This is a genomic window from Vibrio sp. 10N.261.51.F12 (assembly GCF_041471725.1).
Lineage (GTDB): Bacteria > Pseudomonadota > Gammaproteobacteria > Enterobacterales > Vibrionaceae > Vibrio.
In genome coordinates this window covers 1-12,761 of sequence record NZ_JBFROV010000023.1, presented here as the reverse complement: position 1 = coordinate 12,761, position 12,761 = coordinate 1, and the positions used below count along the sequence as shown (strand labels likewise).

The 12,761-nt window shown below is 44.4% G+C and carries 12 protein-coding genes and 1 pseudogene; 6 read left to right on the top strand and 7 right to left on the bottom strand.

Annotated features, from left to right (window positions below; genetic code table 11):
* Positions 1-43: 43 nt before the first annotated feature.
* Positions 44-1,576, bottom strand: coding sequence for a phospholipase D family protein (locus tag AB4405_RS14735; protein WP_372061532.1), 1,533 nt, complete (start codon positions 1,574-1,576; stop codon positions 44-46).
* Positions 1,577-1,781: 205 nt separating this feature from the next.
* Between AB4405_RS14735 and yddG the strand changes: the two genes are divergently transcribed.
* Together yddG and AB4405_RS14725 are read left to right on the top strand one after the other, a co-directional pair.
* Positions 1,782-2,696: an aromatic amino acid DMT transporter YddG gene (yddG, locus tag AB4405_RS14730; protein ID WP_372061531.1), complete on the top strand. Its 915-nt coding sequence runs from the start codon at positions 1,782-1,784 to the stop codon at positions 2,694-2,696.
* A gap of 85 nt (positions 2,697-2,781) precedes the next feature.
* Positions 2,782-3,426, top strand: a complete 645-nt coding sequence (locus tag AB4405_RS14725) for an START domain-containing protein (protein ID WP_157933692.1) — start codon at positions 2,782-2,784, stop codon at positions 3,424-3,426.
* Here the strand turns inward: AB4405_RS14725 and AB4405_RS14720 are convergent.
* A complete protein-coding gene (locus AB4405_RS14720) occupies positions 3,423-4,151 on the bottom strand; it encodes a cation transporter (RefSeq protein WP_372061530.1) in 729 nt (242 codons plus the stop codon). The genes AB4405_RS14725 and AB4405_RS14720 overlap by 4 nt on opposite strands.
* Before the next feature lie 392 nt (positions 4,152-4,543).
* Positions 4,544-5,422 (bottom strand): LysR family transcriptional regulator, encoded by an 879-nt coding sequence (locus AB4405_RS14715; RefSeq protein ID WP_372061529.1) that lies wholly within the window; start codon positions 5,420-5,422, stop codon positions 4,544-4,546.
* A gap of 180 nt (positions 5,423-5,602) precedes the next feature.
* On the opposite strand from AB4405_RS14715, the pseudogene AB4405_RS14710 reads away from it, so the two are divergent.
* Positions 5,603-6,025: pseudogene (locus tag AB4405_RS14710) on the top strand (class I SAM-dependent DNA methyltransferase); the annotation flags it as partial.
* A 23-nt stretch (positions 6,026-6,048) separates the two neighbouring features.
* On the opposite strand, the gene AB4405_RS14705 reads toward AB4405_RS14710, so the two are convergent.
* Entirely contained in the window at positions 6,049-6,132 is an 84-nt protein-coding gene (locus tag AB4405_RS14705; RefSeq protein ID WP_372061581.1) for a hypothetical protein, read from the bottom strand.
* A 231-nt stretch (positions 6,133-6,363) separates the two neighbouring features.
* On the opposite strand from AB4405_RS14705, the gene AB4405_RS14700 reads away from it, so the two are divergent.
* The 3 genes from AB4405_RS14700 to gltS all read left to right on the top strand — a co-directional run bounded on the left by AB4405_RS14700 (position 6,364) and on the right by gltS (position 9,517).
* A complete protein-coding gene (locus AB4405_RS14700; protein WP_372061528.1) occupies positions 6,364-7,131 on the top strand; it encodes a lipid-binding SYLF domain-containing protein in 768 nt (255 codons plus the stop codon).
* Positions 7,132-7,357: 226 nt separating this feature from the next.
* Positions 7,358-7,927 carry a hypothetical protein gene (locus AB4405_RS14695; protein WP_372061527.1) on the top strand — a complete coding sequence of 190 codons (570 nt, stop codon included), beginning with the start codon at positions 7,358-7,360 and terminating at the stop codon, positions 7,925-7,927.
* A gap of 375 nt (positions 7,928-8,302) precedes the next feature.
* Positions 8,303-9,517 carry a sodium/glutamate symporter gene (gltS, locus tag AB4405_RS14690; RefSeq protein ID WP_372061526.1) on the top strand — a complete coding sequence of 405 codons (1,215 nt, stop codon included), beginning with the start codon at positions 8,303-8,305 and terminating at the stop codon, positions 9,515-9,517.
* 110 nt (positions 9,518-9,627) lie between these two features.
* Here the strand turns inward: gltS and AB4405_RS14685 are convergent, their stop codons facing one another.
* The 3 genes from AB4405_RS14685 to AB4405_RS14675 all read right to left on the bottom strand — a co-directional run bounded on the left by AB4405_RS14685 (position 9,628) and on the right by AB4405_RS14675 (position 12,709).
* On the bottom strand, positions 9,628-10,158 hold the full coding sequence (locus AB4405_RS14685; RefSeq protein ID WP_372061525.1) for a GNAT family N-acetyltransferase: 531 nt from the start codon (positions 10,156-10,158) through the stop codon (positions 9,628-9,630).
* 27 nt (positions 10,159-10,185) lie between these two features.
* Positions 10,186-11,094, bottom strand: a complete 909-nt coding sequence (locus AB4405_RS14680; RefSeq protein WP_372061524.1) for a hypothetical protein — start codon at positions 11,092-11,094, stop codon at positions 10,186-10,188.
* 175 nt (positions 11,095-11,269) lie between these two features.
* Positions 11,270-12,709: a hypothetical protein gene (locus AB4405_RS14675; protein WP_372061523.1), complete on the bottom strand. Its 1,440-nt coding sequence runs from the start codon at positions 12,707-12,709 to the stop codon at positions 11,270-11,272.
* Between the last annotated feature and the right edge of the window lie 52 nt (positions 12,710-12,761).

Here is a 12,761-nt window from a genome sequence, read left to right as displayed (position 1 = left end):
TCATCCATTCTTTTATTGACGGCAATGTTGATATTAAGAGCCGCTACAGTTGCTTTTCAATTGGCAATACGCCACTAAACCATGCACCGAAGCGTAGCCACAGACTGGCATCGGGCTCGCTGGTGAGCTGCTCACCCGTCGCGTGATCAATCCAAATGATATCGCCATCTTTTATGGCGACTTGATACGCCGTGTCTGGCAGCTCGTTCAAGATATCGTGGTAAGCTTTGAGTGCATACTCAGGTTGTTCGATAACAACGCCCATTTCAGTATTGAGGTATGCTGAGCGAGGATCCCAATTCATTGAACCGACAAACAGTTTCTTTTTATCAATGATCATTGCTTTGGTATGCAAGCTAGAGCGACTGCTGCCCGTTAGGCTCCAGTTCTTCTTGATTTCAGCGTACGATTTGACTTCCCATAGCTGTACACCGCCTTTTACCAGAGCTTCTCGGTATTTGGCATACCAGCCATGAACTGCGAACACATCATTGGATGCTAATGAATTCGTCACAATGATGACCTCAAGACCATCGCTTGCGGCTTTCACCAGTTCTTCTGTTCCTTTTTGGGTTGGAACAAAGTAGGGAGAAATTAAGACCAACGATGTTTTACCTTCCAATACCACCGCCCCAAGGCTATCGATGAGGGTGCTTTGTTTGCTGTCGGGTTTGTCGGGTAAGTCATAGAGAAGCTTGCCTTTTCCCCAGTAAAGAGAAAGCTTGCCGTTGATCATGTCGTCATACATGGGCAACTGAGAAAAGTCGTAAATACCACCGTTAAATTTATCTCGTAACCCAATTTCGTCCACCCATCGATCAATATCGTTATCGGTGTAATGGGTGTCTATTTCGGTTAGCCATTCAACGGGAATACTGTAATCGCTGTTCCAATATAAATCGAATTGGCGAGCGACCTGCCGGACGGTGTTGCCAACCAATAACAAATCAAGGTCGGAAAACTCAACAGGGGATTCAATAGAAAAATATTCGTTACCGACATTACGCCCTCCAACAATGCTCGTGACACCGTCTACCGTAAATGACTTATTGTGCATGCGATGGTTTAAGCGTTCAAAATCACTCATCATGGCAAGGCTACGTGCAGTTCTTAAGTGATGAGGGTTGAACATTCGAACTTCTATGTTGGGGTGGCTGCTAAATCGAACGAGGTCATTGTCATCATATTTTTGCATGTCATCAAGCAGCACCCTGACTCGGACTCCGCGTTCTGCCGCTTCAAATAATCGCCAGGCGATGAGATTGCCCGCTTCATCGTCTCGAAAAATATAGTACTGCACATCAATGCTAGATTGAGCGGTTTCAATCATTGCCAGTCGAGCAAGCAGCGCATCGTGACCTCGATTTAAGGGGTAAAAGCCGGTCTCTTCATCAAAAGAATGCAAAGGGACGTGCCTTTGAAAATAATCATCCAGTTTGGTGGCTTGGTCGTTAACGATGTTGTATGACGCCGTTTTATCGTAACGGCTCGGATCGATGCTCGATGATACACACCCTGTTAGCATAAGGATGAGTAATACGGACAAGATGTGTTTAATAGATAAAAATAAGTGCATGATTTAAGTGTTGAATACAGTTAAGGACGGATTTTTTTTAAAGAGTGTAGACACTTATGCCCGAAAAATCACGAGATGATTGTGATTTTAACACACTCTTTTCTCAAGAGTTTTTCTAGGGTACTGTACGCTAGGTAAGTTGCATAGTAAGGGCTTATAACGGTTTATTTTCAGGTTGGCTTTTTAGATATTAGAGTGGATGAGCGTGGCTTCAAATACAAAAAAATATACGTTGTGTGGTGTGCTAGCCATTTTATTGTGGAGTTGCTTGCTGGCGTTAACTCGAAATATTGCCGAGTTATTTGGTCCAATTGGCGGCGCTGCAATGATGTATAGCGTCAGTGCGATAGCATTAGTATTAGTGATGGGCTTTCCTCGTTTGAAAGATTTTTCTCTCAAATATCTCTTGATAGGGGGAAGCTTGTTTGTCTGCTATGAGATTTTCTTAGCGTTGTCTCTTGGTATGGCAAACGATCGTCATCAAGCGATGGAGATGGCGGTCATCAACTATTTATGGCCTGCTTTGACCGTGCTCTTTGCGGTCATCAGAAGTTATCGTAAAGTCAACGTCTTGGTGTACCCGAGCGTGATACTCGCGTTTGTAGGCGTAGTATGGTGCATTTCGGGTGACGAGGGGCTGTCACTTGAGCGTATTGTTGAAAATATCGCCTCGAATCCAGCCACGTATTTCATGGCATTTACAGCGGCTTTTATTTGGGCAATTTACTGCAATATTACGCCAGTAATGAGCCAGGGAAAAAATGCGATTGTGTTGTTTTTTATCGCAACCGCCGTCACGCTATGGGTCCAATATGCGTTGAGTAATGAGCAAGGTATGACGTTTTCTACGTCTTCTGTGATGATATTAATCGTGTCGGGTCTTGTGATGGGCGCAGGCTACGCGCTATGGAATTATGCCATCCTAGGGGGCAACATGATGCTTTTGGCGACGTTTTCGTATTTTACGCCAGTGCTATCGACTATTTTCTCGTCATTTTATCTTTCGGTGGTGTTGGGTGCCTCGTTTTGGCAAGGCGTCACGATGGTGACAATTGGATCGTTGCTGTGTTATTGGGCAACGAAAGATAAACCAGCACAAGAAAGCCAGACTCAGTCTTGATGTCTCTAGCTCGCGAAAAGTCGGGTGGTAGACTAACGTAATACGGTAACCAATAGAGTGAGTTATCATACACAAGGAGTGGTTCGTGTTCGCTTTTATCCTGCGTTTGGTTGTAACGACGGCGCTCGTCCTTTCGCTTGTCCCGCCTGTCAATGCGGCTCGAAAACCGTGGTTGGTGAGTTATAACCAAGATGCGGTGACCTTGTATAAACGAGAGCACAAGGACGGATTGGTAGAGATACGGGTGCATGCCGATGTCACAACAACATTCAGTGCTTTCCTGCGGTTATTTGAAGACACAGAACATGTGCCTAATTGGTTACACAATGTTGACCAGACCAAAGTCTTATCGCAGATATCGGCCAATGAGAATATTGTTTACACGACATTTCTAGCGCCATGGCCAGCACTTGATCGAGATATGGTGACGTACTCACGTTACTATCAGCAAGACAATCGCTTGATACTTGAGATCAAAGATGCATCTGATTATTTGGCTGAACAGCAAGGTTTTGTGCGAATTACTCAAGTAAAGTCTCGATGGGAGTTAACGAAGCTGGAGGACGGCAACGTATTTATCATGTACACAGCTTTTGCTGATCCCGGTGGTGCATTACCTGACTGGTTGGTGAATCAACTGGCCATTGACGGAGCCATTGAAACCTTTAAAGGATTGAAAAGAGAAATACAGCATTACCAGCATCTCTCTCATCCACACGTGACCGACTAGGCATTGCTGGTTGCAATACGCTTACGAGAACGTGTTGTACTGCTCTGCTTTTGCTGCGCATGTTTACGCTTGGCTTTTTCTTTAGCCAGGTCGGTGAATGCCTCTTTCAACATGACGGCAGGTACTTTGATAAAGTAAGCGGACATCAAGATCATCATCATTGGGTCTGCGTACACGCTGTATCCTGACCATGGAGTTTGTTCGACAAACCATGCCACAATAAAACCTGCCGTGACCGCGACACTCAACATCGTATCCATTTGCCACTGCTTTGACTCAGCATCGATTAAATTGGAAGACAAGGCTTTGTTTTTTTTCTCGATATACCACCAAGCGTAACCACAACCCACGACATTCAACACACCAAATATGGTTGCGATTGAGGTGTCGATAGGACGGCCGCCCGAAAACAGAGAAGAGACCGCTGAGTATAAGGACACCGAGACAATAAGCAGGATTACGGATGCCTTGATAGCGATAACGATGGCTTCAACACGATTGCGACCTACCAATGACAGCACACTGTTGCTGTTTTTTAATTGGTTTGCTGCTGCCAGTGACAATAATGTTAACAGCAAGCTGACTAACGAATAGACACCATCAAAGGCAATGACAAGAGAGCCCATAACGATCCCTACTGCTAGTCCGCCACCTGCAAATACTGTTGCAATAAGGGCTGAGACTGTCAAAGTTCGAGTTTCGTTATTTCCGTTGTTCGGGCGCATACCATTTACCTTATTTAGTTTCTAAGTCCATTGTTTGCTCTATGTGATGTCATTTCAAACAATAGTTAAACATTAAGGAGTGGTGGTTAAACGGTTTTAATTTTATTTTGTTTTAAATCAATGGGATAGATTGTAATTTCAGGTGTCATTAATATTGACACTCACTGATGGGTACGGCAATGGTATTAAATGTATTAAATGTATTAAATGTATTAAATGTATTAAATGTATTAAATGTATTAGATATGGGCAGGGGCACTAATGAACTGAATTATTCATTCTGGCGCTGAGGCTGATCTCGGGATAACTAGATCGGAATAGAGTGAGGTGAGAGGGCGCGCCACACCGCATTTTCTATGCTATTTAATGGAGAGTATGACGATGAAAAACGGTTAGAACGCGAACAAATAGTCACTGATTTGGTCTGCGGTCCAAATCATCGCGGGGTGTTCCGACATCCCTGCGGCGGTAAACATACAAAAATCTTCTTGTGTGAGTCCGTAAGTATGTTTAATAACAGAGAGCTCTTGTTCTCTAAGATACTGACGAATAAGAGGCTCGGGTAACACCCCCCACGCTCCCTCGGAAATAATGGTTCTGAGCATATATTCAAAGCTCGAAAAGCCGATGTATTTCAGAGAAAAGGGTAGCAATTCAGGGTTTGCTTTTTCATTTAGGTAGGCCAGCGATACTTGCATAGAATTACGAAGTACCTCGTCAGAGACTCTTGGAAGCTTGGACAGTTTGTGGTCGGAACGACAAACGGACATCATGCGAATCTTACCTAAGGGTTGGTAAACAATTCTCGGATCATCAATACGTTCATAATCCACACCAAAAGCAAAGTCGACTTGCCCCTTCTCGACAAGTGCCGATAGATCACCGGACGACGCCAACACAACATTAAACGAAATGGCTGGAAAATTCTGATTGACTTGAACAGTGATATCTTGCCACAGCGTGTCTGGAAGTGAGTCGTCATGGGCGATCCACACTTCAGTAGCAAACTCACCTGAAACCTGACTGCAGGTTTTACGAATTCGAGCCGATGTGATCAGTAAGTTTTCGCAGTCTTTATAAATAGCCTTACCTGTTTCAGACAACGCGACATTGTTACCGGTGCGAACAAATAACTCGGTGCCCAAATCTTTTTCTAATGCTTTGATGGCCATGCTTAGCTTGGTGCGATTACAGTCAATTTGGCGGGCAGCAGCAGAAACCGAGCCGGTTTCTGCAACCGCACAAAACGCTTCAATTTGAGTAAAATTCATAGTCATCCAATGATAAAATTATGGCAACAAAGGTAGGTTAAAATCATAGCACGCACAACAAAGATTACGAAGATAACACTAGGAATTGACGGGCATTCTGGTTTAATCTAGGGCCAGTTATTAAGGAATTAAAATCAGTGCTTATTCTATAAGCGTTACTGATGAATTATGGAGTGAACTATGTCAAACGATTGGGATGAGTACGCAGCGACATGGGAGCATGATGAAGCGACGGCCATTTTTGCTCAATCTTGTTTTGAACAACTGACGGACATTACCTCACTGACCCGTAAAACGGTGCTGGATTTTGGCTGTGGTACAGGGCTATTGAGCCAGTTAATGTCGCCTCACGCCAAGCAAATCATTGCGCTTGATGGCTCTGAATCTATGATTGAAGAGCTGGATAAAAAAGCACTGAATAACGTAGAGCCCGTCGTTGATCTGTTGACTCGTGGTTTAGTGGCGCAACATCCCGCATTTAGAAACCAGTTTGATCTTGTCGTGGCGTCTTCCGTGTGCGGATTCATAGATAACCTGCAGGAAACGGCAAATATTATCTATACATTACTTGATGAATACGGCTTGTTTATTCAATGGGACTGGGCTGTGGAGAGTGATGATGCGGCCTACGGTATGACGACGCATCGTGCAGAAACTGTCTTGTTAAATGCTGGTTTTGAAAGTGTCACCGTTTCCGTTCCTTTTGAAATTGATACTGGTAAAGGCGTGCGTCCTGTGTTGATGGCAGTTGCGCGTAAGTAGCCCTCTTTACTTGTCTCTGGTTATCACGGTATGGCAATTGACGTTAATCATTAGCCAACCCAGTGATCAGGCTCGACACCTGGTAATGAAAAAACCAACTATCTAATTCATCAATAGATGGTGCCCCGTGCGCCATCTTTTCTTGATAAGATACACCTCAAACTTTATGGAGTGTATCAATGCGACTATTTCCTACCTCTTTCATTCAAGCTACTTGGCTTTTATTGTCTGTGCTTTTCTCTTCTGTCGTACTCGCAGAAACACCGGCTGTTACTCACACAGAGCCTTTAAACACAACCAGTTCGGCCTCTGCTATGACGCTGAAAACGGATAAGAACGATGCTATTCGCATGATTGAAAATGCGGCAGAAAAAATCGATAAATTTGACTCTACTGAACATTGGGATTCTGTAAAGCGATTAACGGGTGTAGCAAAAGCGATCCTTATTTTTCCTGCTGGTGGTCAGGTTGGTTTCTTACTGGGCGCTCAATGGGGAGAGGGGATACTCATGACCCGGCATGGTCAACAATGGAGTGAACCAATTTTCGTTGAGTTTAATAGTGCGATGTTTGGCTTATTGGTTGGCGCTCAAAAAATTGGCGGCATTGGTGTTATTTTATCAGACGACGTTATTGATGATCTGGTCGCCAGTCCCATCAAAGTCGGAGGTACGGCGGATTTAACGGTTGGTTCTGGCATAAGTGGTAAAGTGATTGGCGGCACGAGTGGTATTTCTGCCATGATGGTTTCTGAGAATACAGGGCTCTACTTTGGCGGTAGTATTGATACCTTTCAACTAAAGCTAAATGCATCGCTGAATAGAGCTATGTATGGGGAAGGCGCTGATCTGTCGGCTGTGCTTAATCGCTTTGAGAGTGAACAAGGGTATGCCCAAACACTCCGTAAACGATTAGAAGGCATTGCCTATCGCTCGGTATACCAGTAATCAGACGCCATTAGCATTAGCATTAGCATTAGCATGACGGAGTCAATCGATATGCTAATGGGCCCGCTGCCTATCAACCTAATGCCCATTAAACCTACTGCTCATTAAACCACTGCCTACCAAACGATAAGTCGACGTTGGTTCGCAAAGTCATTGTTTTTACTAGGCACTTCTGGAAACGTGAATTAATATTAAGAGTGTATTTGGGTAAATAAAGAGCACCAGCATGAAGTCAACATTACTACTAAGCGCTATTACTAGTCTATTGCTAATGGGTTGTACGACGGTCACCCCACCTCAGGCTAATTTCTCGTACGGTATAGCGACAACGGGTGATTTTTCGTTTCTACCAGCAAGCAAACCTAATACTTATTCTTGGAAAGCGGATGCTGCCGTTGCGCATGTCCCTTCTAAAGTGGATGCTCGAGAGTACATCGCGGTAATCCAAGAACTTATCGATAACGAGCTGTCTAAAAAAGGCTTTGTAAGAGTATTGGCCTCACAATCTCCTCAGATGTGGATGGAGTTTGGTATTGCCACAGAGTCAAAAATGACCGATGACGAGGTGTTCGAAAGTACTCAAATTTCAACGGGTATTCAAGTCGATGCCAAGCCAGGTGAAAAGGGAGAAAAAGGCAGTGTTTATATCGCCGCGTTTGCTCCTATCGGTGATTTTCCTCGCTGGCGTGTACTGGCACAAGGACCCACTGAGCAACGGATAGGTGACCCAAGTCAGCGCGATGAAATGGAAGACATTATCGCCTCAATGATGAGAAATGTGCCGGGCACTCCGTAGTATCTTCAAACATGGGTAATGGCTTTGTAGGGAGTTGGAAAAAATATTGATCTCGTTATCGAGCTTTTCATCATAGTTACACACCTATGAGTTCACTACTCCAAAGTCCCTTTTCTTCTACCAAATGGTCCTCCTATCCCTCAGTTTATCGCATTGCCAATACACTCAAGCGTCGTATTGGCAATGTGATGCTTGTTTTGTTGCCCGCTGTTAAAAAAGAAAAGTATTTGAAAGAAAAAGTACGATTGGCGCAAAATGACCAAGACAGGCGTTCATCTTATGGATAGTTTGCGGTTTGCTTCTACACTAATGTTGACGAACTTAACAACTGCTCACATTTTATGTTCATAACTTATATCAGGAATTTTTTGTAATATGACAGAAACTCTCGTTCCTCCCCTACTTTCTTTTACCATCGCGATCTCTTTGTTGTTTGTTGGTAAGGGCTTGATTGAACGCTCTGAAATATTGAGAAAGTACTCGTTACCCGAACCTGTTATTGGTGGCTTTGTTTGTGCCGCGAGTGTTGCAGCGCTTTACTATCTTTTTGACATTCAAATTACGTTTAGCCTCGACGTGAGAGATTTTTTACTGCTGTATTTTTTTGCTGGCATTGGGCTTCAAGCCGACTTCAAAACCTTGATGAATGGTGGGCGTCCGTTGTTCATTCTGCTCGCGCTTGCCGCCAGTTTTATTGTGTTGCAAAACGTGGTCGGAATGGCGGTTGCTTCTGGCTTTGGTTTGGATGCAAAAGCGGGATTATTATCGGGCTCGGTCAGTCTTATTGGTGGTGTAGGGACCACACTTGCGTGGGCGCCAACCTTTGTCGAAGAGTTTGGTATCACTAATGCACTGGAGCTTGGCGTAGCCTCTAATACGGTGGGTCTAATCGCAGCGTGTGTCATCGGTGGACCGATTGCAAACTACTTGCTCAGTAAACACAAAATTAAGCCCTCTAATGAACAAGATGTCACCGTTGGTGCTTTCCAAGAACACGAAACACGAAGTGAGTTGAGTCATTATGGGGTGCTGTGGGCGTGGTTGATACTCAACGTAACCTTAATGTTAGGTTACAGCTTGAGTGAAGTCATCGACGCTTTGGGACTGAAGTTACCGATGTTTGTCAGCTGTTTGATCTCCGGTATATTAGTTGGAAACATTGGTCGAGCTTTGTTTAAAAAACGCAGGACGCAAGAGAAAATCGCGCAAGGTCGTAAAGGGTTAGCGATGATTTCTGATATTTGTTTGGGCATGTTTTTGACGATGGCGCTTATGGGTTTGCGTATTTGGGACTTAGACGGCTTATTCGGTTATATTTCTGTCATCATGACAATTCAAATCTTAATTTCTCTGCTGTTTACTGTGTTGGTTGTCTATTACGCTATGGGGAGAAATTACGATTCTGTTGTGGTGAGCTCCGGCTTTGGAGGCATTACGCTTGGCTCAACGGCCACTGCGATCGTCAATATGACCGCCGTCACTAACCGTTATGGCGCGAGTCCTCAAGCGTTCATTGTCGTGCCGCTTGTCTGTGGTTTTTTTGTCGATTTAATCAACGCACTTGTCATTAGCTTTTTTGTCGGCCTATAGGGTCGTCACCGCTGATGAGTGCCGCCACGGTTGATTAATACCCCATGAATTGGTTAAAGTGCGACGTCCTCCGCGGTGCATTTTAGCCGCACAACACAATATCAGCCGTGCTAGAAAGTTAATCCAGTTAATTCAACGCGTTGAATTGGCCACTGGCGTGCATCAGGGCGCAAAGAACGAACCATTGCTGATAGGCTGGTTCCTGGAGTTAACCTTGATTTATCCATTAGAAATAAATTGGTAACACGGGTATAGCCACCTGATGAATACACCTCATCGCGGCCAAAAAGCACGGAATATTGCATCCCTTTTTTCTGCATAGCCTGATGGGAATGGTCAAGCATGGTTTTGACATAACCACGTGATCGATAATCAGGATGCACACATACTTCTGCTACACCAGAAATAGCAATCGCTTCTTGGTTTACGAAGACACTCTTTTCGTGAACGGCGAGATGGGCAACAACACGGTTACCCTCCTCATCTTTGATGTACCAGCGGTGGGTGGGCATTTCGTTGAAATAACGTTGTGTTTTAAACCGTACATCACTGGGCTTAGTGAAACAGGTCCCTAGCAACGTGATAAGCTGCTTATCTAACGCCTCATCGACGTGTTTATCTAGCACATAATAGACCGTCATCGCCTACATTCCTTCTGTCATTTAGGTCTAATTCTCAAGGCATTTTTCAGTGACCACATTGTGCGTCCCTTTGTCTGGTCCGCTTGCGATATTAAGGCGGCTTAACACGCTATAACAAGACGTATTGTTATTTTGTGTGACGGACTGAATCGTCACTTCACCATTATTACCCGATCGTGAGTTAGACCAGGTTGTCGTTCGTCCTTTTTTTGGGGCTTTCATCAGTTGTGTGAGCGCGACTTTGTGTTTTTCGCGGTCCTCATCGGTATAGCTTTGGTCTTGTTTAAGCCCTAAGGTTTCAGAAGAAACATCGGTAATTCTATCGACTAACTGGAAAGGAGAGTTAAGTATGCCGCCAATAACACCAGATACCGCCCCTTTACTGGCATCTCGCCCGGCTTGCTCAGCTTGAGAAACTAATTCTTCAGCTTGAGTGATGATCACGGGTACTTCTTTTCTGAGCGCGGCACTTTCACCTAAAATATCTGGGATTTGTTGGTTTACTTTACCGATTTGTTGATTTGTTTGACGAACGGTTGTGTTCGTTTTGTCCACTTGTTTTAGGATACTCGGCAACGATTCATTCCATGACTGGCTTTGTGCCAAAATTGGTGGAATTGCACCACGGACTTGTTCAACTTCTTTAATAATGATGGGTAGTTGCTGATTAATGTCATCAACACGGGTTAATACTTCAGGAATTAACCGCTGGTATTCGGCGCTTTGTGCCAAAATTGACGGCACAATGGCTTGAAGTTGATTGATTTGTTCCACGACAGGGGTGATACGTTGGGCGGTGGTATCGACTTGGGCAAGAAGAGCGGGTAGCTCAGTGCGAAGTTGTCTCGCTTCTTGGGTAAATGTGTATATCGAAGCTGCGAGTGCAACCAAGGCGATCGCAAACAGAATTCGAGATAATGCGGTGATTTTTTCCATGTCTTTCACATCCATTACAACGTCATAGTTTTACCAACATAACGGATGATTTTTGTTGAGTAAATCAATTATCTGCTGAGCTTGTGAAATGGTTCTAGTTCTTTACTTGGTTCGGTATAAAGTGCACCAATAACGCACCGCACTCCAACTGCAGAGTGCGGTGCGAGATGTTATCTTATAGGCTTAGTACAGCGCGTAATTCTTCCATTTGACGGCGGCGTTGCCAAAATGCTTCAGTCAGCTTGTCTGCTTCTGACAGGTTCGGGTTTTCACCTAGGTAGTCGATATCAGACAGTCGATGAGATTGGGGTAAAGCAAGGGAGCTAGGTGTTTTAATTTTCTCTATGACGGATAGCTCAGATGACCCTAGAGCGACGACGTCACCAGGAGAGAACGTGGTGTCGGTCCATATGACCAGTTCGTCGATAAGTGCAGCATGCCCATTATTGTGCGACTGTGCATGGTCATTATTGATTAACCACTGTAGGCCAGTGTGAATGGTGTTGTTTCTGTCGCCTGTTAAGTCGACACTTCCGTACTGCAGTTTTTCATCTGTGCCATAAACCCCCATTGTCATAACGCCGAACCCATCACCATTCGTCCATGGCGCGGTTTTATCGACACTCAGCACCAGTAAGTTCCATTGGATGTTGTCGGTGCTTGTGGTAGGAACATAGGGGAGTTGCACAAAACAACAACTTCCTTCGCCGTCCATTCCAACTTGTAGTTTCAAGCTATCATTGAGCTGCGCTAAAATCATGCCGTCGGCAGAAGACGACCATTTTTTATTGGTTAAGATAGCAGGGTCATAGGATGTTCCATCGCCAGCAAACCACAAAGAAATCGTAAACTTATCCGTGTTTGTTATCGAATCATCAAACAGTAAGTCATTGTTGAAATTGCGAATATGATAAAGTGCCGTGTCAAATTTTCCTGTCACACTTGATAGGCTTGGATCGCCCGTTTTCTCTAAATTATGCCCGCCAGTGATGCTATTTTCCGTGAGTTCACCGTTGAAGCTATACAGAGCTTCAATTGATGAAAATGGAAGTTCATCAAAATCTGAGTCGTCGATAATAGTGATGCTGGTGGTGGTCGTTTTAGGAATGGCGTTATTAACTAAGGTGTAGGCAATTTGATGGTTACCAGGTTCAAGATGACTCGGTGTGTATTCAAAGGTATACAGCTCATCGGCCGTAAGATCATCGAGTAGTGCGATTTCTTCGCCCTTCACCAATATTTGAACAGGAAGATTATTGGATGGGGTAAACAGGATTTTTACGGTATTCGAGTCTTGCTCATATTCGGTAAACAGCCCTCTAACCCCGATGTTTCCGATAAGTGGTGTACCTTCAACCTCCCACTCCGGCAACATAGTGATATTGTGCCAGGTCATTAAGGTTGGCGCGACATCGGTTTGTGCTGGGTAACGGTAGATACCGTCTTTATCTCGGTCGCCGACTTGTTGCAATGGGCGGGTAAACTGTTTATTCAATTGCTCACTTTGGTTAGAAGCAATCCAGATTTTTTTTGCATCGATATCTTGTGAACCATGCGCACAGTCAACAGAACCATTATCTTTCTGGCGATTAAATCCATGATCGGGTGCCACCATAACGAGCCATTCTTCGTTGTAATCTGCTTCCCTTCAGGGCAAGATTACGAAG

Coding starts and splice junctions, on each gene's coding strand:
- AB4405_RS14735 (WP_372061532.1), bottom strand. CDS start 1,576: ATGCACTTATTTTTATCTATTAAACACATCTTGTCCGTATTACTCATC.
- AB4405_RS14700 (WP_372061528.1), top strand. CDS start 6,364: ATGCGACTATTTCCTACCTCTTTCATTCAAGCTACTTGGCTTTTATTG.
- AB4405_RS14680 (WP_372061524.1), bottom strand. CDS start 11,094: ATGGAAAAAATCACCGCATTATCTCGAATTCTGTTTGCGATCGCCTTG.
- AB4405_RS14715 (WP_372061529.1), bottom strand. CDS start 5,422: ATGAATTTTACTCAAATTGAAGCGTTTTGTGCGGTTGCAGAAACCGGC.
- gltS (WP_372061526.1), top strand. CDS start 8,303: ATGACAGAAACTCTCGTTCCTCCCCTACTTTCTTTTACCATCGCGATC.
- AB4405_RS14695 (WP_372061527.1), top strand. CDS start 7,358: ATGAAGTCAACATTACTACTAAGCGCTATTACTAGTCTATTGCTAATG.
- AB4405_RS14675 (WP_372061523.1), bottom strand. CDS start 12,709: ATGGTGGCACCCGATCATGGATTTAATCGCCAGAAAGATAATGGTTCT.
- AB4405_RS14720 (WP_372061530.1), bottom strand. CDS start 4,151: ATGCGCCCGAACAACGGAAATAACGAAACTCGAACTTTGACAGTCTCA.
- AB4405_RS14685 (WP_372061525.1), bottom strand. CDS start 10,158: ATGACGGTCTATTATGTGCTAGATAAACACGTCGATGAGGCGTTAGAT.